The organism is Thermomicrobium sp. (assembly GCF_053493975.1).
The window spans coordinates 1-18354 of sequence record NZ_JBRBZA010000057.1 but is presented as its reverse complement, the minus strand read 5'-3'; the positions used below and the strand labels follow the sequence as shown (position 1 = coordinate 18354).

14 protein-coding genes are annotated in these 18354 nt (G+C 70.2%); 4 read left to right on the top strand and 10 right to left on the bottom strand.

All coding sequences use genetic code 11. The features are described from left to right. Positions 1 to 15: 15 nt before the first annotated feature. From hslU to dprA, 5 genes are read right to left on the bottom strand one after another with little or no spacing between them, the layout of a single operon-like run. On the bottom strand, positions 16 to 1440 hold the full coding sequence (gene hslU, locus ACWIVK_RS09360) for an ATP-dependent protease ATPase subunit HslU (RefSeq protein ID WP_448576388.1): 1425 nt from the start codon (positions 1438 to 1440) through the stop codon (positions 16 to 18). Beyond that, a complete protein-coding gene (gene hslV, locus ACWIVK_RS09355) occupies positions 1418 to 2011 on the bottom strand; it encodes an ATP-dependent protease subunit HslV (protein ID WP_448576387.1) in 594 nt (197 codons plus the stop codon). Before hslV ends, hslU begins: the two co-directional genes overlap by 23 nt. A 55-nt stretch (positions 2012 to 2066) precedes the next feature. Continuing rightward, positions 2067 to 4304 carry a type I DNA topoisomerase gene (gene topA, locus ACWIVK_RS09350; protein WP_448576386.1) on the bottom strand — a complete coding sequence of 746 codons (2238 nt, stop codon included), beginning with the start codon at positions 4302 to 4304 and terminating at the stop codon, positions 2067 to 2069. Between the two features lie 46 nt (positions 4305 to 4350). Further along, the gene (locus ACWIVK_RS09345; RefSeq protein ID WP_448576385.1) at positions 4351 to 5424 is read right to left on the bottom strand and encodes a mannose-1-phosphate guanylyltransferase; all 1074 of its coding nucleotides are present in this window, start codon (positions 5422 to 5424) and stop codon (positions 4351 to 4353) included. After that, positions 5421 to 6524, bottom strand: a complete 1104-nt coding sequence (gene dprA / locus ACWIVK_RS09340; protein WP_448576384.1) for a DNA-processing protein DprA — start codon at positions 6522 to 6524, stop codon at positions 5421 to 5423. Before dprA ends, ACWIVK_RS09345 begins: the two co-directional genes overlap by 4 nt. Before the next feature lie 104 nt (positions 6525 to 6628). On the opposite strand from dprA, the gene ACWIVK_RS09335 reads away from it, so the two are divergent. The 4 genes from ACWIVK_RS09335 to ACWIVK_RS09320 all read left to right on the top strand — a co-directional run bounded on the left by ACWIVK_RS09335 (position 6629) and on the right by ACWIVK_RS09320 (position 11982). Then, positions 6629 to 7348, top strand: coding sequence for a response regulator (locus ACWIVK_RS09335; protein ID WP_448576382.1), 720 nt, complete (start codon positions 6629 to 6631; stop codon positions 7346 to 7348). A 65-nt stretch (positions 7349 to 7413) separates the two neighbouring features. Continuing rightward, positions 7414 to 8679 (top strand): sensor histidine kinase, encoded by a 1266-nt coding sequence (locus tag ACWIVK_RS09330; protein WP_448576381.1) that lies wholly within the window; start codon positions 7414 to 7416, stop codon positions 8677 to 8679. Between the two features lie 335 nt (positions 8680 to 9014). Next, positions 9015 to 11483 (top strand): hypothetical protein, encoded by a 2469-nt coding sequence (locus ACWIVK_RS09325; RefSeq protein ID WP_448576380.1) that lies wholly within the window; start codon positions 9015 to 9017, stop codon positions 11481 to 11483. A 136-nt stretch (positions 11484 to 11619) separates the two neighbouring features. Further along, complete coding sequence (locus ACWIVK_RS09320; RefSeq protein WP_448576379.1) at positions 11620 to 11982, top strand: SPW repeat domain-containing protein; 363 nt, start codon at positions 11620 to 11622, stop codon at positions 11980 to 11982. A 223-nt stretch (positions 11983 to 12205) separates the two neighbouring features. Here the strand turns inward: ACWIVK_RS09320 and ACWIVK_RS09315 are convergent, their stop codons facing one another. From ACWIVK_RS09315 to ACWIVK_RS09295, 5 genes are all read right to left on the bottom strand, one after another. Next, positions 12206 to 13504, bottom strand: a complete 1299-nt coding sequence (locus tag ACWIVK_RS09315) for a DUF1015 family protein (RefSeq protein ID WP_448576378.1) — start codon at positions 13502 to 13504, stop codon at positions 12206 to 12208. A gap of 18 nt (positions 13505 to 13522) precedes the next feature. Further along, positions 13523 to 13915, bottom strand: a complete 393-nt coding sequence (locus tag ACWIVK_RS09310; RefSeq protein ID WP_448576377.1) for a hypothetical protein — start codon at positions 13913 to 13915, stop codon at positions 13523 to 13525. 78 nt (positions 13916 to 13993) lie between these two features. Further along, positions 13994 to 15145, bottom strand: coding sequence for a glycosyltransferase family 4 protein (locus ACWIVK_RS09305; RefSeq protein ID WP_448576376.1), 1152 nt, complete (start codon positions 15143 to 15145; stop codon positions 13994 to 13996). Between the two features lie 10 nt (positions 15146 to 15155). Further along, a complete protein-coding gene (locus tag ACWIVK_RS09300) occupies positions 15156 to 16934 on the bottom strand; it encodes a glycosyltransferase (protein ID WP_448576375.1) in 1779 nt (592 codons plus the stop codon). Then, positions 16921 to 17859 (bottom strand): glycosyltransferase family 2 protein, encoded by a 939-nt coding sequence (locus ACWIVK_RS09295; RefSeq protein WP_448576374.1) that lies wholly within the window; start codon positions 17857 to 17859, stop codon positions 16921 to 16923. Before ACWIVK_RS09295 ends, ACWIVK_RS09300 begins: the two co-directional genes overlap by 14 nt. Positions 17860 to 18354 lie beyond the last annotated feature (495 nt).

Genomic DNA, 18354 nt, shown 5'->3' with positions numbered 1-18354 from the left:
GCTCCTCCGCTCGCTTCACAGGATGAACTTGCTCAGATCCTCGTCCGCCACGATGGTCCCGACGCGCTGGCGCACGTAGTCGGCATCGATGTGGACCGTCTGTCCGGCAAGGTCCGGCGCGCGGAAACTGATCTCCTCGACGACTTTTTCCATGATCGTCGCCAGCCGCCGCGCTCCGATATCTTCTGCCCGGCTGTTCACCAGTGCAGCGAGCCGTGCCACCTCGCGCAGGCCATCTTCGGTGAACGCCAGCTCGACCCCCTCGACCCGCAGGAGTTCGCGGTACTGCCGGGTCAGCGCATTCTCCGGCACGGTGAGGATGCGATAGAGATCGTCCTCGGTCAAGCGCTGCAGCTCGACGCGGATCGGAAAGCGCCCCTGCAGCTCCGGAATGAGATCGGAGGGGCTGGCATTGTGGAAGGCACCGGCGGCGATGAACAAGATGTGGTCGGTGCGCACTGGTCCGTAGCGCGTCATCACGACCGAGCCCTCGACGATCGGCAAGAGGTCGCGTTGCACTCCCTCCCCGGAGACGTCGGGACCGTATTCTCCGTCTTTGGTGATCAACTTGTCGATCTCGTCGATGAAGACGATCCCGCTCTCCTCGGCTCGCTTGATCGCCGCTTCGACCACCGCATCGAAGTCGACCAACCGCTGCGCTTCTTGCTGGGTCAGGATGCGCTGGGCCTCGCGCACGGAAACGCGCCGCGTTCGCCGGCGTGCCTGGAGCGACTCCAGGAGATCGGCGACCGTTTCTTGGAACTCGTCCAGATCGACACCGCCGTTCTCGGCATACGGCGTGACGAAGAGCTCGAATTCGCTCTCCAGATCGAGCTCGATCGTTTCGTCTTCCAGGCCGTCGCGGGAGAGCAAGTCGAGCAGGCGACGCCGCTCGCGGGCCATCCGCCGCTCGCGCTTTCGTCGCTCCTCTGGCGCCTCTTCGTCCGACTCGGCCTCCGCTTCCGACCCCTGTCGCTTGGCCCGCCGGCGCTCGCGCTGCTCGACCAGGATATCGACCAGCCGCTGCAATGCGGCGCGGGATGCTTCCTCGCGGACCGCCTCGAGTCGCTCGCCGTGCAGCGAACTGATGCTCACTTCGACCAGTTCACGGACGATCGACTCGACGTCGCGGCCGACATAGCCGACCTCGGTGAACTTGGTCGCCTCGACCTTCACGAACGGTGCATCGACGAGTTGCGCGACGCGCCGAGCGATTTCCGTCTTTCCGACGCCGGTCGGACCGATCATCAAGATGTTCTTCGGGACGATGTCGCGCCGGACTTCCGCGGGCAGTTGCTGCCAGCGCCAGCGGTTCCGAATCGCGATGGCGACGGCCCGCTTGGCCTCCTCTTGCCCGACGATGTACCGATCGAGCTCAGCGACGATCTCGGCTGGAGTGAGGGGTATGGTACCGCGTTCAGGACGGACGCTCGTCGTCATGCGTGTGCTCATCTTCACCATGCTCGGGTGGTGCGGTGAGGATCGTCACCGCGTGATTGGTATAGACACAGAGATCGGCGGCCACCTCCATCGCGGCGCGAGCGATCTCCGCTGCACTCATGCGGGTATGGCGCAGGAGCGCGCGAGCCGCCGCCGCTGCGTAGGGTCCTCCCGTGCCGATCGCGGCGACGCCGTCGTCCGGCTCGATGACGTCTCCGTCCCCGGAGATCATCAAGAGCTGGCGGGGATCGGCGACCAGAAGCTGGGCCTCCAGTCGTCGCAAGTAGCGATCGGTCCGCCACTCCTTGGCCAGCTCGACCGCGGCACGGCGCAAGTCACCATCGGTGGTCCGCAGATGCTGCTCGAATTTCTCGAACAAGGTCAGGGCATCAGCGACCGCACCGGCGAAGCCGGCCAGTACCTTACCCCCGGCGAGCGCGCGGATCTTGCGGGCGCGCTGCTTGAGCACCACGTCGCCAGCCGTCACCTGGCCGTCTCCGGCGATCGCGACCCGGCCATCCCGGAGAACACCCAGGATGGTCGTTCCGTGCCGCACCGCGCTCTCGCGCACGCTCGCTCCCTCCTGCGGCCGGGGTGGCCGTCGACCATTCAAGTATACCCTCGGATCAGGCTTCGACCGGTGCCGTCTCCTCAGCTGGCCGGTAGCTGCACGACGAGCAGCGTACGCTTTCCTGGCCTCGCCGCACGCTCACCACCAGCACGCCCCCGCACTGCGGGCACCGTTCCCCAGTCGGCCGCTCCCAGCTGGCGAAATCGCAGTCGGGATAGCGGCTGCAGCCATAGAAGGTCCGGCCCTTCCGGCTCCGCCGGACGACGATCTCGCCCTCTCCGCAGTGCGGGCAGCGCACGCCGACTTTCTCCAGGAGCGGACGCTTGTTCTTGCATTCCGGGAAGCCGGAGCAGGCGAGGAACCGGCCGAACCGGCTCTCCTTGATCACCATCGGTCGGCCGCAGAGTTCGCAGAGTTCGCCGCTCGGCTGGTCCGCGAGCCGGATCCGCTCGATGGTCTGCTCGGCTTTCTCTACCTGGCGGTGGAACGGCTCGTAGAACTCCCGGACGACTGGAACCCAGTCGCGCTCTCCCGCGGCGATCTCGTCGAGTTCCTCTTCCAAGCGGGAGGTGAAGCCGACATCGACCACGTCCGGGAAATGTTGGACGAGGAGATCGGTTACCAGCATACCGAGTTCGGTGGGGACCAGCTTGCGATCCTCGACGACGACGTAGCGGCGCTGCTTGAGCGTTTCGATCGTCGGCGCGTAGGTGCTCGGCCGACCGATCCCCAGTTCCTCCAGTGTCTTGACCAGCGTCGCCTCGCTGTAGCGGGGCGGCGGCTGGGTGAAGTGCTGCTCCGGCCGGACGGCGAGCAGGCGCAAGACCTGGCCACTGGCGAGTGGTGGAAGCGGCCGCTGGTCCAGTTCGTCGACCTCGTCCTCGTCGCGCTCCTCCCGGTAGACGACGAGGAACCCCGGGAAGCGGACGACCGAGCCCGTTGCCCGCAGGAGATACGGAGCATCGGCACCGACCATCGGCCCGGCTGCGATCTCGACCGTCACGGTGTCGTAGATCGCCGGTGCCATCTGGCTCGCGATGAACCGCTCCCAAATGAGCCGGTAGAGCTGGTACTGGCGCGGCGTGAGATACGGGCGTACCGACTCCGGATCGCGCGCCGGGTCAGTCGGCCGGATCGCTTCGTGCGCCTCCTGTGCCCCTTTCGCCTTCTTGGCATACACCGGTGGGCGCTCGGGCAGGAAGTCGGCTCCCCACCGGGCTGCGATCACCTCGCGGGCCCGTTGCTGCGCTGATGCGGCTACCTGCGTCGAGTCGGTCCGCATGTAGGTGATGAGGCCGACACTGCCCTCGGGCCCGAGTTCCACTCCCTCGTACAGTTGCTGGGCCAACTGCATGGTCAGGCTCACCGGGAAGCGCAACTTGCGCCCGGCCTCCTGCTGCAGCGTGCTGGTGGTGAAGGGTGGCGCGGGACGACGCTGCTTCTGCCGCTCCTTGACCGAAACCACCCAGTACTGCGCGGCTTCGAGTTCGCGGGCGACCGCGCGCGCCGCTTCCTCGTTCGGCAGGTCCGGCTTCTCGCCCCGCACCCGGACCAAGGCTGCGGCGAAGGGGACCGGTTCCTGCGCACCGTTCCCGAGCGGGGCGAGATCGACCTCGATCGTCCAGTATTCCTGGGGGACGAAGGCCTGAATCTCCCGCTCGCGGTCCACGACCAAACGCAAGGCGACCGATTGGACGCGCCCCGCGGAGAGACCGCTCTTGACCTTGCGCCAGAGGAGCGGACTGATCTCGTACCCGACCAGTCGATCGAGCACGCGCCGGGCCTGCTGGGCATTGACCAACCGCATATCGATGCCGCGCGGATGGGCGAGCGCTTCCCGGATCGCCTCCTCGGTGATCTCGTGGAAGACGATCCTCCGCATCGGCTTGTCGTGGGCCTGCGTCGCCTCGATCAGATGCCAGGCGATCGCCTCGCCCTCCCGGTCCGGATCGGTCGCCAGGATCACCTCGCGCGCCCGTTGCACGCTCTCCTTGAGGTCCTTGACGACCGGCAGCTTCTCCTTGAGGACCGTGTAGGTCGGTTGGAAGTCGTGCGCGACGTCGACCCCGAGCTTGCTCTTCGGCAAGTCGCGCACGTGCCCCATCGATGCCTTCACGGCATACCCTGGTCCGAGGAAACGACCGATCGTCCGCGCCTTGGCTGGCGACTCGACGATGACCAACGCTTCACCATCGGCACGACTGGTGCCGCGCGTCGTCTTCCTCGCTGTCGTCTCGCTCGTGGCCGCTGTCGTCTTCTTCGTCTTCGTCTTTTTCGTCGTCTTCGCTGCCATCGTCCCCCTCTACCGATTTTCGGCAGGCCCGGCGCTCGGCACCAGATCAGAGCAGGTCCTGCCGGCCGAGCTGCTCGAGTCGTCGCACGATCTCCCGCACCTCTTGGGCGCGGGAGCGATGGGCGACGAGCAGGACGTCGTCGGTATCGACGACCACGAGGTTCTCTACCCCGAGCGTCACCACCATCCGACGGCCGCCATAGATGAGCGTAGCACGCGTGTCGAGCCCGAGATGCTCGCAACCGAGAACGACCGACTCGTCGGCATCATCGGCGAGGAGCTGGGCCAGACCGTGCCAATCCCCGAGATCAGCCCACCCGAACTCGGCCGGAACGACTGCTACCTGATCAGCGCGCTCCATGATACCGTGGTCGATCGTGATCTCCGGAATCCGCGGCCAATGCTCCTGCAAAGACTGTTGTCCCTCCGGCGCGTCCCAACCGGCCGCGATCGCCGCGAGCGGCGCATAGACCTCCGGCAGCAAGCGCCGCAAGGCATCGAGAAAGACGTCGACGCGCCAGAGGAACATGCTCGCATTCCAACAGTATTCCCCGGAGCGGACGTACTGCTCAGCAGTGGCACGATCCGGCTTCTCCTTGAACTGTCGGACGCGATGGACGGTCAGTCCCTCGGCCACGAGGAGCGGCTCTCCCAGGCGGATATAGCCGTACCCAGTCTCCGGGTACCGCGCCGGGATCCCGATCGTCACCAGATATCCTTCGCTGGCAGCGCGCAGGCCGGCGCGGACAGCCCGCCGGAACCCTTCCGGATCGGCCACGTAATGATCGGCCGCGAAGGAGCCCATGAGGGCACTAGGAGCGCGCCGGGCGATCAGGAAGGCAGCCAAGCCGATCGCTGGACCCGTGCCGCGCGGCGCTGGCTCAGCGATGATCTGCTCGGCGGCCAGCTCCGGCAGCTCGCCGTGCACGGCCGCGACATGCGCTGCCCCCGTCACCACGAAACAGTGGTGCGGTGCGACGAGCGGCCGAACCCGCTCCCAGGTCGCGCGCAGCATCGAGGCTGGTCCTGGGATCGGCAGAAGGAACTTGGGTCGGTTGCGCCGGCTGGCTGGCCACAGCCGCGTGCCGCTCCCACCAGCCGGGATGACTGCCCACATCATCGCCTGCCTCCTCTCGCCAGCACGGGAGAAGCCAGCGCATAGTGCTGGGCCCCGAGATGCGTCACGATCCCCTCGAGCTGGAGCTCCAGGAGCAGCGCGCTCAGCTGCGCGATGCCCATGCCCAGTTCAGCAGCCAGCTCGTCGATGTGCTTCGGCTCGGGCCCCAGTGCGGCGACGACCGGCCGAGCACGCTCGGGGACCACTGGTGCGGCCGGCAGCGGCAGTTGGCGCACCGCGAGTTGCAGGTCTTCCAGGATCTCTCGAGCCGAGCCGACCGGTGTCGCGCCCTCGCGAAGCAAGCGCAGGATGCCAGCAGTGCCCGGCGAAAAGATCGGACCGGGGACGGCGTAGACCGATCGGTTCTGGTCGAGTGCGAAGCTGGCCGTGATCAGGGCACCGCTCCGCTCCGGCGCTTCGATCACCACGACACCCGCGGAGAGCCCGCTGATGATCCGGTTGCGCACGGGAAAGTTTCCGGCATAAGGCGGCGTTCCCGGCAGGAACTCGGTCACCAGTGCTCCCTGCTCGGCGATGCGCAGGGCGAGCGCGCGGTGCTCCGGCGGATAGACGACGTCGATCCCGGTCCCGAGGACCGCGATGGTCTGGCCGCCTGCCTCGAGCGCCGCTTCGTGCGCGACCCGATCGATGCCGCGGGCGAGCCCGCTCACCACCGTCACGCCTGCCTCGGCCAACGCAGTCGCGAACGTCGCGGCGACTTGGATTCCGTACGGCGAGGCCTGGCGCGTCCCGACGAGAGCGACGGCCGGAGCATCGGCCGGCGGAAGGGTGCCCCGCAGGAAGAGCGCCAGCGGCGGGCTGGCGATCTCCCGCAGGAGCGGGGGATAGTCCTCGTCCGGATAGACGATGACGCGCGCACCTGCCTGTCGGGCCTGGGCGAGGATCTTCTCGGGCAGCCCGGCTCGTCGCGCCGCGACCAGCCGTGCCAGCGGGCCGTCCGGCAGGCCGAGGGTGCGCAGCTCCGCTTCCGGTGCTTGCCACGCGGCGAGCGCGCTCCCAGTGTGCGCGATCACGCGCTCGAGTCGTCGGAGACTGATTCCTTCCACCGCATGGAAGCCGAGCCAAGCTGCGCGCTCGTCCACCCCGCGCCTCCCGAACGTGTGCCGAATCCTACCAGCCGCCCGGTCGCCACGTCGATGCCGGATCGTGCCCGAACCTTGGTACACTTCTCGATCAGGAGGGGGATGTGGCGACCATCCTGCTCGTCGAAGACGACGACACACTGCGAGCGACGATCCGTTACAACCTCGAGCGGGAGGAGCATACGGTCATCGCGGTCGACGATGGTCGAGCGGCGCTCGAGCAGGCAGCCTGCGCCCGTCCCGACTTGGTCATTCTGGACATCATGCTGCCGGGTCTCGACGGCTTCCAAGTCTGCCGCCTGCTGCGCGAGCGGAGCACCGTGCCGATCCTCATCCTGACGGCTCGCGACGGCGAGGTCGACCGCGTCCTCGGACTGGAGCTGGGTGCCGACGACTACCTCACCAAGCCGTTCTCGATGCGCGAACTGATCGCCCGCGTCAAGGCGCTCCTCCGGCGCCGCGAGCTTTTGGCCCGCGAACTGGCGGCCGGCTCGTCGCCCGCGATCCTGGAGATCGGTCCGCTGCGGATCGATCTCGAGCAGCGGCGGGTCTGGCGCGATGGGCGCGTGGTCGCGCTCAAGCCGCGCGAGTTCGACTTGCTCGCCTACCTGGCCCGGCACCGGGAGCGCGTCTGCCGCTCCGAGGAACTGCTCCGGGCGGTCTGGGGCTACGAGACGTTCGGTGACTTCCGCACGCTGGCCGTGCACGTGCATGGGCTGCGGGAAAAGCTCGAGGACGATCCGCGCCATCCGCGGCTGATCGAGACGGTTCGGGGCATCGGCTATCGCTTGACGGTGCGCTCGCCACAAGCGACACGCCGCTGATGGTCATCGCTCCGTCACGATTTCCGCCTGTGCGCTCGGTACGCTCCGCTCGAGGGTAGCCAGCGATGCTCACGCTCTTCCTGGCCACCGTTCTCGCCTTCGCTGCCGGTGCGCTCGTCGCGCTGCTCTGGCAGCGTCACCGGTCGGGCACCGAGCTGAGCCGGGTGCTCGCCCAGCTCCGTCGCGAGCATCCGACGGTCGGCCCGCTCCAGCGACCGCTCCTCGACGGGCAGTCGTTGGAGAGCTTGCGGTTCCTGCTCGACGATGCGCTCCGCTTCCTGGAGCGCGAGCTGGAAGGGGCTTCGGCCCGGCAGAGCCAGCTGGCTGCTCTCTTCGATCACCTGAGCGATGGTGTGGTCCTCGTCGCTCCGGATGGACAAGTGGTGAGCCTGAACCGGGCTGCGCGCGAGCTCCTCCCTGGCGGCCGGAGCGAGGCGCTGGGGCGCTCCTATGCGGAAGTCCTGCGCGACTACGAGCTCAACGAGATGGTCGCCAGCGCGTTGGCTGGCGCGGCGCCGACGACCGGACGCTTCGTCGAGCTCGGTCGACCGCGCCGGAGCGTCCAGGCCCAGGTTTCCGTCCTCCAGGGTGCCGATCGCCCGCTGGTGACGCTCGTCCTGCGGGACATCACCGAGCTCCGCCGCACGGAGACGATCCGTCGCGACTTCGTCGCCAACGTCTCGCACGACCTGCGGACGCCGCTGGCGGCTCTGCAGGCCTTGGTGGAAACGCTCCTGGACGGAGCGTTGGCTGACCAGGCGGTCGCCGAGGACTTCTTGCGACGCATCGCCGTCGAGGTGGAGCACATGACGCGCCTGGTGAACCAGCTCTTGGAACTGACCAAGGCCGAGAGCGGCCAGCTGCAGCTCGCGCGTGTCCCGACCGATCTCGCCGAGCTGGCCCGCGCGACGCTCCGCCGCTTCGAGCCGCGGGCCGCCAGCAAAGGGATCGCGCTCACCCAGCAGGCCGCGCCGGATCTTCCGCCGGTCGCCTGCGATCCGGAGCGGATCGGCCAAGTGCTGGCCAACCTCCTGGACAACGCGCTCAAATTCACGCCGGCGGGGGGGCGGATCACGGTCGAGATCACCGCCGATGCGCGGGAAGCCATCGTTCGCGTCCGCGACACCGGGCCAGGGATCCCTGCCGACGAGCTCGATCGGGTCTTCGAGCGGTTCTTCAAGGGAGACCGGGCGCGGAGCGGGGGCGGCAGCGGGCTGGGGCTGGCGATCGTCAAGCACCTCGTCCAGTTGCACGGTGGACGGGTGTGGGCGGAGAGTCCGCCGGGAGGCGGCGCGATCGTCGGCTTCGCGCTGCCGCTGCAACGGCACTGAATGCAACAGGATCGCCACACACGCCGGCTGCAGAGCGCGTATCGTTCCCGACGGAAACGAATGACGCATACCTCGCGCAGCCCCGTACTCCTCCTCACGTTCGGGCGGTGCCGCCCCCCACCGGCATCGCCCGCTTCTCTGTGTCGCGCCTCGCGTCCCTTCCTGAAACCACTCGACCCCTTCCCGCGTCTTCTCATTGGAGGGTCGGAAGCACCGGCGCGTCAGCGACCCTGGTCGCTCCGGTGTTTGCCGGAGGCGGAGCCTGCTCGACCAGGGCAGTCTCCGGTACACTCCTCCTCGCCGAAACGGTCGGACGCACGGAAAGGGGGTTCACCATGCAGACCGGACGACGACCGTCGCGGCTCTGGCGCGTCCTTCTGGCACTGGCGCTCGCAGCCAGCAGCCTCGCAGCGCTCCTGCCGGGCGCGCGAGCGGCTGCGCCGCTCAGCGAGCAGCAGGCGCGCGTCACGCTGGCAGCCGTCTACAACGCCGAGACGTTGCCCGGCGGCTTCGGTCCGCTCTGGAGCACCGTCGTCGTGCAGAATCTGGAGGCGCTCCCGATCCAGATCCGCCTGCGCAACCAGCGGATCGGTGGGACGAGCCGCGGCCCTTACACGTTGGCACCGCGGGCCACTCGCACGTTCACGGCGGCCGAGCTCGCCGGACTCGGTCTGGTGCCGACCGGTGGGAGCGCGGGGCTGGTGATCGAGGCCGAGTTCCCCGACACGAGCCGCTCCATCCTGAGCGAGCTGGGGATCTGCACGCTCGCCTGCAACCCGGCGATCAGCGTCGTCGCCAAGCATGCTGGGCCGAGCGCGCTCGGCAACGACCTGCGGAGTTCGAGCGCCTTCCAGTTCGTTTCCGGCGCGACCGGGACGCGCGACGACGACTGGGACGCGGCGAACCAGGGGCGCAACTGGGTCCTCCCGGTCGTCCAGACCAACTCCGGTTGGAACACGGTCCTCAAGATCGCCAACCTGCGCAACCAGCAGAACCAGGTCACGGTGACGCTCGGGCGCGCGCGGGGCGTCATCGCCGGGAACGCGAGCTATACGCTCACCCAGACGCTGGCGGCGGGCGAGACGTGGACGCTGGATCTCGGCAGCGTCGTGCCGCCCGAATGGGTCGGTGCCGCCTTCGTCGATGCCCAGCTGGCTGGTGTGGCGGTGGTCGCCGAGCGGTACAAGCCGTCCTGGCGCATGCTCTTGACGAACGAGGGAGTGCCGCGCACGAGCGCGAGCACGCGCTATGCCCCGATCGTCTTCCGCGAGTACAACAACTGGAATACCGGGATCACGCTGGTGAACCTGGATCCGTCCAACACCAACACGCTGACGCTGACCTATTACGACCGCAACGGCATCGCCCAGGTGGTGCCGCCCGAACTCTCCACGATCACGCTCCAGCCGGGGGAGAGCGCCTTCATCTATCGTCCGGACATCAGCGCCGCCCCGAGCCTCGATCCGGCACGGGTCAACGCGGTGGTCATCAGCGGGCAACGCCCGTTCGCGGCCGCGGTGGACGAGGTCAAGTATCTGGCTGGTCCGGGCCAGGGGCAGGCGATGAGCTACATCGCGCCCGCTGCGCCGGACGTCGCGGGCAGCAAGCAGAGCCGGTCGGCTGCCGAGACGCAGGCGCGCACGGCCGGACAGGTCACTGGCCGGGCCTGGTTCACCCACAGCCTGGCCCTGCCGCTCTTCCAGGTCGGTGACGCTACCGGGCAGGGTGACACGAGCGGGTTCACGCTCTTCAATCCCACCGGTCGCCAGCAACTGGCCAACGTGCTGATCCTGAGCGCCAACGGCGCGCCGGTCGCTCCCAGCCAGGTGGGAACGAACGAGAACCCGGTGCTCGTCGCCGTCCCGGCCGGCGGCTACGCGGTCATCTATCCCTATCCCAGCGATTTCGGCACGACCTTCGCCAGCGTGCCCCGCACCTTCACCGGCACGGCCCTCGTCGGCGTGACTGACGGCGCCGGGAGCGGTACCGGCTTCCTCGTCGGCATCTCCAACCTGGTCAACTACCAGGTCGCGGGTGACGGCTCGGGCGTCTTCGTCCTCGCCCCGACCCGTCATCCGGCGCTGACCCTCGGGAACTTCGCGCTGCGTCTCGAGCCGACCGTGACGCTCGCGGTCATCAATCAGTCGGCCACGTTGGTGGCGACACTGACGGCGGGCGACACCCGGCTCGAGGGCCGTACCATCCGCTTCCGGGTGAGCAGCGAGGGAACCCCCGATCCGACGAGCGGCGTGGCCGCGACGGACAGCGACGGGCGCGCGTCCTTCACCTTCACCAACGGCACGGCCGACCGGACCAACACGGTCACCGCCTGGTGGGACCTGAACGGTAACGGCGAACAGGACGCGAGCGAGCCGGCCGATACGAGCCAGGTGAGGTGGGTGAGCAGCCTGAGCGGCACCCTCTCGATCAGCGGGTTGACGGGCGGTCCGGGCACGTACCAAGTGGCCGAGGGAGACCTCGCCGGCACAGCCACGAAGACGGCCCAAGTCAGCTGCGACCTCGACCCGAACGCGCCGACCGGTGTCCCGCTCCTGCTCCGCTTCACCAGCACGGGTGGTGCGACCGCGCGCTGGAGCGGTCAGCCGACGGCGGGCACGTCCGGCACGGCTGCCGTGACCACCAGCGGCGCGAACAACGTGGCGACGGCGAACCTGATCCTGGTCGATGGGAACGCCGGTAACACCTACACGGTCGCGTGCTACCTCGACTACGGTGCGACCGGCGTCTTGGAGAGCGGTCTCGACGTCCTGCTCGATACGGCGACGATCGAGGTGACCAACTGACGCGACGGCGCGCAGCCGCCCCGGGGTCGCGGCCCCGGGGCGGTTTGCTCGCCCGGCACGCTCGGCTACAATCGCGCCGGGAGCGCAGGATGCGCTGTGGCGACAAGTCGATGGAGCGGGAGAGGAGCAGCACGCGATGGCAACCGCACAGCGCCGGTCGTCCGCCCTCTGGGACTATGCGGCAGCCCTGGTGATGGTCCTCGGCCTGTGGTTGGCCGCCTCGCCTTACGTGATTCCGGACGCCTGGCTCTACGACGTGACGCGGCTGAGCGCCACCTTCTTCGGCGGTTGTATCGTCATGTTCGCCATCGCCGAACTGGCGCTTTCGCCAGGGCTCCGCTGGGTGGGACTGGCCAACGTGCCGATCGGTCTGTGGATCGCTGTCGCCCCCTTCGTGAGCGGCGAGACTGCCGTCCCGGCGATGGTGACCAGCATGGTCGTCGTCGGCATCGCGGTCGCGGTCCTGAGCCTTGCCAGCGTCGTCTTGGCCCGCCGCTGATCGTGCCGCGCCGGCGGCGCGGCGGGCGAGGCCGCGCCTCGCCCCTACACCGGTTCGCCGGCGCATCCCGAGTGCGGCACACGCGGGCGACGGTCGGGTGGTCTGCCCCGTCCTGTAGGGGTCAGGCGGTGCCTGACCCGTCCGGCCCGCCAGGGTCGGAACCGCGCCGAGCCGCCGACGCTGGACGGTGCCGACTGTCGCCGGCATCCAGCGCGCGGCGCGGTCAGCCGAGCGTCGCCGGGTCGGCGAGGTCGTAGAAGATCAGCCCTTGCGGGAGCTTCGGGAAGAAGTACGTCGTCTTGGGCGGGAAGAGCCGGCCAGCCTGCGCCCAGGCCAGCACGGTCGCCAGCGGGGTAGGGCGCACCAGGACCGCCAGGAGCGCCCGTCCGTCCCGCACGGCCTGGGCGGCGGCGTGCGCATCGGGCGTATAGTCGACCACCTGCTCGATCGTCTTTTCCTCCAGTCCACAGACGTGCCGGAGCAGGAGGGTATCGACCAGGACGGCATCAGGTTCGTCGTCGGGCATTGTCGGTAGGACCAGCTCGAGGAGCTGGCGCTCCTGGAGGAGCAGGACGCGCGGCTGTGGCGCCTGCGCGAGCTGGGCGGCGAGCGCGGCCGCTTCCGCCGGCGAGGGGGCCGCGCGTACCGCGACGATCCGCGCATGGCGCGCCAGATGGGCGCGCAGCGTCTCCCAGTCGCCGGGCAGCCAGCGGACCAGCCGGTGGATCGCCCGCACAGCGAGCGCCGGATCGGCCGCATCGACCACGTGGACCGGCACCCAGGCAGCGGGATGGTCGAGTGCACCGGCGACCTGCAGGTCGCGGGCGTAACGGAGGGCGGCTGCGAAGCGGTGATGCCCATCGGCGATGACCAACGGCCGGCTGGCGGCCAGCGCCGCGAGTTCCTCGGCGGCTGGACCCGTCACCCGCCACAGCGCCTGTTGCTCGGCGCCGCTCGCCTGCTCCCACAGCGGCGCGTCGCCCGCGATGCTGGCCTCGAGCGCCTGCCGCAAGGTCCCGTCGCCGGCCCACACGGCGTAGACGGCCCCGGCGTGGGCGCGGACGGCGGCGAGTTGGCGCAACCGTCGCTCCACCAGCTCCCGGTTCGTCCCCTCGTGCGGCAACAGCCGCGCGGTGGCATCGGGGGCGAGCGAGGCCGCCAGGAAGACGCCGAGGCGCGTGGCGATTTGCCCGTCCAGCCGGAAGCGGTGCGCGTAGACGTAACAGGCGGGCTCCGCGTCGCGCGCCAGGATCCCCAGCGCGCGCCAGGCTCGATACTGGGTGGCGGCGCGCTGGAACGAGTACCCATCGGCATCGGGGACCTCGAGATGCAAGCAGTGGTAGGGGTGGCGCGCAGCCAGGGCGGCCGCCTGCTCGGCCGTCGGCACGTCGTCGGGCGGGCCGAGCACCGCGGCCAGGTCGCCGACCCGTTCGAGGTCGTAACGGACGGCGCGGAACGGCCGCAGCGAGCGCGTTCGGCCGTGCGCTCGCTCGGACGCTCGTTCCGGCCGCGACCCGGTCACCACTGCCTCGTCGCGCGCTCAGGAGCGTTGCGCCTGCAGGGCAGCCAGTTGGGCGAGCACCGGTTCGTCGTCCTCTTCCGCGCCCAGCAGCACCAGCACGACGGCCTCGGGAGCCGGGTCCGTCTCGGCCAGTGCTTCTTCGGGGGAGGGGACATAGCGGTCGTCGCTCCAGTGGCCGGGGCGCTCGGGGTGGTAGGTCTCCACCAGCCAGGTGCGGCTGACGATGGCGTTGCTGCCCAGCTTGCGCCGCGCGCGCTCCTGGTAGCGGTCGATCCGCCCGTCGGGGTGGAGGACGAACAGTTCGACGACTCGTCGTCCCTCGTGGCGCCCGCGGTGGAGGATCTGCTGCCCGGTCGCCTCGTCCAGTTCCCGCGCTGGCTGACCACGCTCGGTCTTCAGGAAGTACCGCACGGTCGTTCCTCCTGGTCGGCACGCGTTCGCGCGCAGCGGTCGAGACGCGCTGCAGAACACAAGTGTACCGCGTGTTCTTCACCGTCTCGCCGACGATGACCGCGCGAGGACGAGCCGGTAGAGCTGGTCGTGGCGCGCGGCGATCCGTTCCCAGGCGAAGACCGGGGCGATGGCGCGCGCCCCGGCCCGCAGGTGCTCCCGTCGGGCCGGATCGGCCGAGAGCTCGGCGAGCGTCGTCGCGAGGGCGATCGGATCGCCGGGTGGGACGAGCCGGAGGTGCTCACCGTCGCGGAGCGGCCGCAGCCGCGCCGGATCGGGCGGTGCGGTCGTCACGACGGCGGCACCGCAGGCGAGCGCAGCGATCAGCGTACCGTTGCGCAGCGAGGCACCCTGCCGGAAGGGGAGAACGACGAGATCGGCTGCCGCCAAAAGGTCGGCCACCTCCTGGGCGGGGCGATAGCCGAGGTCGCGCACCGGGAGCGCCTGGACCGGCGCAGCGCTGGAGGGAGCGCTCGCTCGACGTCCCTCCGTGTCCGGCCGCTCGCCTCCCACGAGGACCAAGGGCGGCCGGGGTTCCGGCAGGCGGGCCAGCGCGGCCAGCAGCGTCGCCAGTCCTTTCTCCGGTTGCCGGAAGCCGAAGAAGACGAGCAGCGGCTGCTCGGGGGGCAGACCGAGCCGCTGACGGACGGCCAGGGGGTCCCGCGGTGCCGGCAGGTTGGAGCCGATCGGGATGCGCCAGAGCCGGGCGCTCGCCACGCCCCAGCGGCGGAGGACCGATTCGTCCTCCGGATTCGTCACCACGACGGCCATGCTCGTGCGCGCCAGCAGGCGCAGCGCCAGCTGGCGCAGCGGGCCGGCCTTCGGGAAAAGATAGGGGACGCGGAGATCGTGGAAGGTGGTCACGACCGGCAACGGCCGGGCCAGCAGCGGGAGCAGGAGCGGGGCTCCCCGCAGCGCGAAGGCCCCGGCCTGATACTGCAGATGCAGCAGGCGCGGCGGCTCGCGTTCCCACAGGCGACGCCGGAACCGGACCAGCGACCGGAGGCTCCAATCGGGGAGCTCCTCGCGGACCGGGGGGCCCTCGTCCGCCCGGTGCGGGAGCGGACCGGTCGCCACCGCGACCGACCAGCCCAGCGCGCCGAGCGCCGCGCCGAGCCGCTGCGTGTAGGCGCCGACACCGCCGCGCAGCGGGGGATACTCACCGGTGACGAACAGCACCTGCCCGGCCATGGCGGACCGCTCAGCGACGGGTCGCCCACGACCGGACGACCGCTGGCCGCAGCAGCGAGCGGAGCGCGTGCCAGTCGCGGACCATCCGCCGCCAGCGCAGCGACCGCTTGTGCCCGAGCAGCCACTTGGCGCTCTCGCGCGCCAGGCGCACCAGGTAGGTCGCCAGGAGAAACGCCCGCAGCAGCTCGGCGGCCAGCGGCCCATGGAGCCGGCGGTAGAGCTGCACTTTGGCCGTATCGAAGGCGATCTGGCGGAAGGCCGATTCCGGCTCGCTCGACCCGCCCTCGACGTGGACGACCTCGGCATCCGGCAGGTAGACGACGCGCCAACCGGCCCGCCGCAGCCGCCAGAACCACTCGACCTCCTCCGAGTAGAGGAAGAATCGCTCGTCCAAGAGGCCGACCGAGCGGAGCGCTTCGCGCCGGATAGCCAGGCAGGCCCCGACCAGCCAATCGACCTCCTGGCGCTCGTCGTCGCTGCGGTCGGCCACGTAATAGCGGGCGAGCACGCGGTTGGACCGCCAGTAGTCCTGGACGAGCGTGCTTTCCAAAAACCCGGTGAGGAGCGTGGGGAACCGCCGGCGCGACGGCTGGGTCCGGCCATCGGGATAACGCAGGCGCGGGCCGACCACCCCCACCGTCGGATGTCGCTCCAGGAAGCGGACCAGGCGGCCGAGCGCGTCGCCGACGACGCGCGTATCCGGGTTGAGCAACACGACGACCCGGCCGCGGGCCAGCCGCAGGCCGCGGTTGGCGGCGGCAGCGAAGCCGCGGTTCTCCGCCTCGGCGACGAGGCGTACCCAGGGATAGCGCTCGCGCACCAGCTCCGCTGTCCCGTCCGATGAGCCGTTCTCGACCACGATCACCTCGCCGGCCAGCCCGCTCGCTTCGAGGCTAGCGCGCACCGAATCCAGGCAGGCGCCGAGCAGCGCGCGGCTCCGGTAGCTGACGATCACGACGGAGACGTCGAGCGTGGGCGGCTCCGCCAGGTCGGGCACCCGCTCGACCCGGCGCTGCGCCTGGCGGCGGAGCTCCCGCGCGACGAGCAGCCAGGTCACCAGCGTCGCCCCGGCGAGCGTCCCGGCCAGGAACAGCCCGTCCAACCCGTCGCGGTAGCCGCGCAGCGCGACGAAGCGGCGCCAGAACTCGCGCAGCGGCTGGCCGAGGAACGTCCGCCGGCGCGGCCGCTTCCCCTGGCGCACGAGCGAGCGGGCGGCCAACCGCGCGTAGCGGAGCTGCTTGCGCACGAACTCGCCGCGCGACTCGTAGTTCAGGTGGACGAGCGGGGCGCGGAGATGCCGCGCGTCCCCGGCGAGCTCCACCACCTCGTGGACCGCGATCTCGGGACGATAGCGGGCGCGCCCGACGCGCAACAGCCGCAGGTGCTCGTCCGGCCACCAGCCGCCGCCTCGGATCCACTTCCCCCACATCCAATTCTGGGTGGGGATCCAGAACCCAGCGACGCGCTCGTCGACCTGGGCGAGCGCGGCCCGGATCTCCTCCGCCAGCTCGGGGCTCACCCGCTCGTCGGCATCGACGAAGAGGACCCACGGTTCGCGCACCAGCTCCAGCGCCGCGTTCCGCTGGGAGGGAAAGTCGACGAAGCGGTGGGTCACCACCTCGGCACCGGCGGCGCGCGCGAGCTCGACCGTCCGGTCGGTCGAGCCGGAATCGACGACCAGGAGCTGGCGCCCGAGGTCGCGCACGCTCGCCAGGCAGTCGGGGAGGTGGCGCTCCTCGTTCAGCGTGAGGACGACGACGGCCAGCGGCAAGGGCTCAGGTCGACTCATGGCAGGCGGCAGCGTTCCGATAGATCGCGGCGACCTCGCGCCAGCGGCGCGCCCGCTCGACCAGGTCGGGTCGGCGGGTCAGGCGCGCGCGGAGGGTGCTCCAGGCAGCCGCGAGCTCGGCCAAACGGGCCAGGCGGCGCACGAAGGCTGGGCCGTGCCAGCGGCCGAAGTAGCGGGCGCGGCTCCGGTGCAGCTCGAGGAAGCTCTCCCGCGCGACCTGCCGGGTGCTTCCCCCAGCATGGTGGACCACCAGGGCAGCTGGTGCGGTGAGGATCGTCCAGCCGGCGGCCCGGATGCGCCGGCACCAATCGATCTCCTCGCTGTAGTACCGGTACCCCTCGTCCAGGCCGCCGACCTGCTCGACGACCGCGCGGCGCACGAGCATGCAGGCGCCGAGCGGATGATCGATCGCGAAGGGCGTGAGCCCGTCGCCGGGGCCGAACCGCCCGTTCAGGCGCGAGCCGACGAGGCGCGGGTGCACCGGGAAGAAGTCGAGCAGGTTCTGGACGTAACCGGGGAACCGGTAGCCGGCCGATTGCAGCGACCCATCGGGGTTGAGCAGGCGCGCGCCGACCAGTCCGACGTGCGGGGCTGCCCAGAGGGCGCGCCAGAGCCAAGCGAGCGCACCCGGCCGCACTTCGGTGTCCGGATTGAGCAAGAGGATGGCCCGTCCGCGGCTCGCGGCGATGCCGACGTTGTTGCCTGCCGCGAAGCCGCGGTTCTCGGCGAGCGGGATCGGGCGCACCCAGGGGTAGCGCGCGCGCAGCAGGTCGACCGTCCCGTCGCGCGAGCCGTTGTCGACGACGATCACCTCGCCGGCGAGCTGGCTGTGCGCCAGGTCGGCGGCCAGACTGTCCAGGCAGGCCGCGAGCAGTTCGCGGACGTTCCAGCTGACGATGACGACCGAAAGGTCGAGTTCGCGCACGTTTCCCGTCTCCCCCGCGCGTCGCCGGGCATCATCGTAGCGCGCCGGACGGGCGAGCGTCGAACCCGGCCGTGGGGGAGGCCGCGCGTCGTCCCGATCGCGGGGTGCCGCAGCCGCGCTCGAGCGCCGCCCCGTCGCGATCCGGCGCGACCCCGCCACCCTGTAGGGGTCAGGCGGTGCCTGACCCGTCCGGCCCGCCCGGGCCGGTAGACCGCATCGTTGCCGTCCGCTGTGCCGATGCATTCGCCGCCGACTGGCGTGTGCCGTGCATTCCCCGCGCCTGGCGGCGCGGGCGGGCGAGGCACCGCCTCGCCCCTACGAACGTGGCGCGGTGCAGCCCCGGTGAGGCGATGGTGCGCCACGGAAGGTGGCAGCCCCGTTCTGTAGGGGTCAGGCGGTGCCTGACCCACCGGCCCGCCAGGACCGGCAACGCATGGCAATCGGTGCCGCGGTGCGGTTGCCGATCATCCTGCACGCGGCCGGCCAGGACGAATC

What these genes read in the sequence shown, in the direction of transcription:
- hslU (WP_448576388.1), bottom strand. Translation starts at nt 1,440, where the DNA reads ATGACGACGAGCGTCCGTCCTGAACGCGGTACCATACCCCTCACTCCA.
- topA (WP_448576386.1), bottom strand. Translation starts at nt 4,304, where the DNA reads ATGGCAGCGAAGACGACGAAAAAGACGAAGACGAAGAAGACGACAGCG.
- ACWIVK_RS09345 (WP_448576385.1), bottom strand. Translation starts at nt 5,424, where the DNA reads ATGATGTGGGCAGTCATCCCGGCTGGTGGGAGCGGCACGCGGCTGTGG.
- ACWIVK_RS09330 (WP_448576381.1), top strand. Translation starts at nt 7,414, where the DNA reads ATGCTCACGCTCTTCCTGGCCACCGTTCTCGCCTTCGCTGCCGGTGCG.
- ACWIVK_RS09325 (WP_448576380.1), top strand. Translation starts at nt 9,015, where the DNA reads ATGCAGACCGGACGACGACCGTCGCGGCTCTGGCGCGTCCTTCTGGCA.
- ACWIVK_RS09320 (WP_448576379.1), top strand. Translation starts at nt 11,620, where the DNA reads ATGGCAACCGCACAGCGCCGGTCGTCCGCCCTCTGGGACTATGCGGCA.
- ACWIVK_RS09305 (WP_448576376.1), bottom strand. Translation starts at nt 15,145, where the DNA reads ATGGCCGGGCAGGTGCTGTTCGTCACCGGTGAGTATCCCCCGCTGCGC.
- ACWIVK_RS09300 (WP_448576375.1), bottom strand. Translation starts at nt 16,934, where the DNA reads ATGAGTCGACCTGAGCCCTTGCCGCTGGCCGTCGTCGTCCTCACGCTG.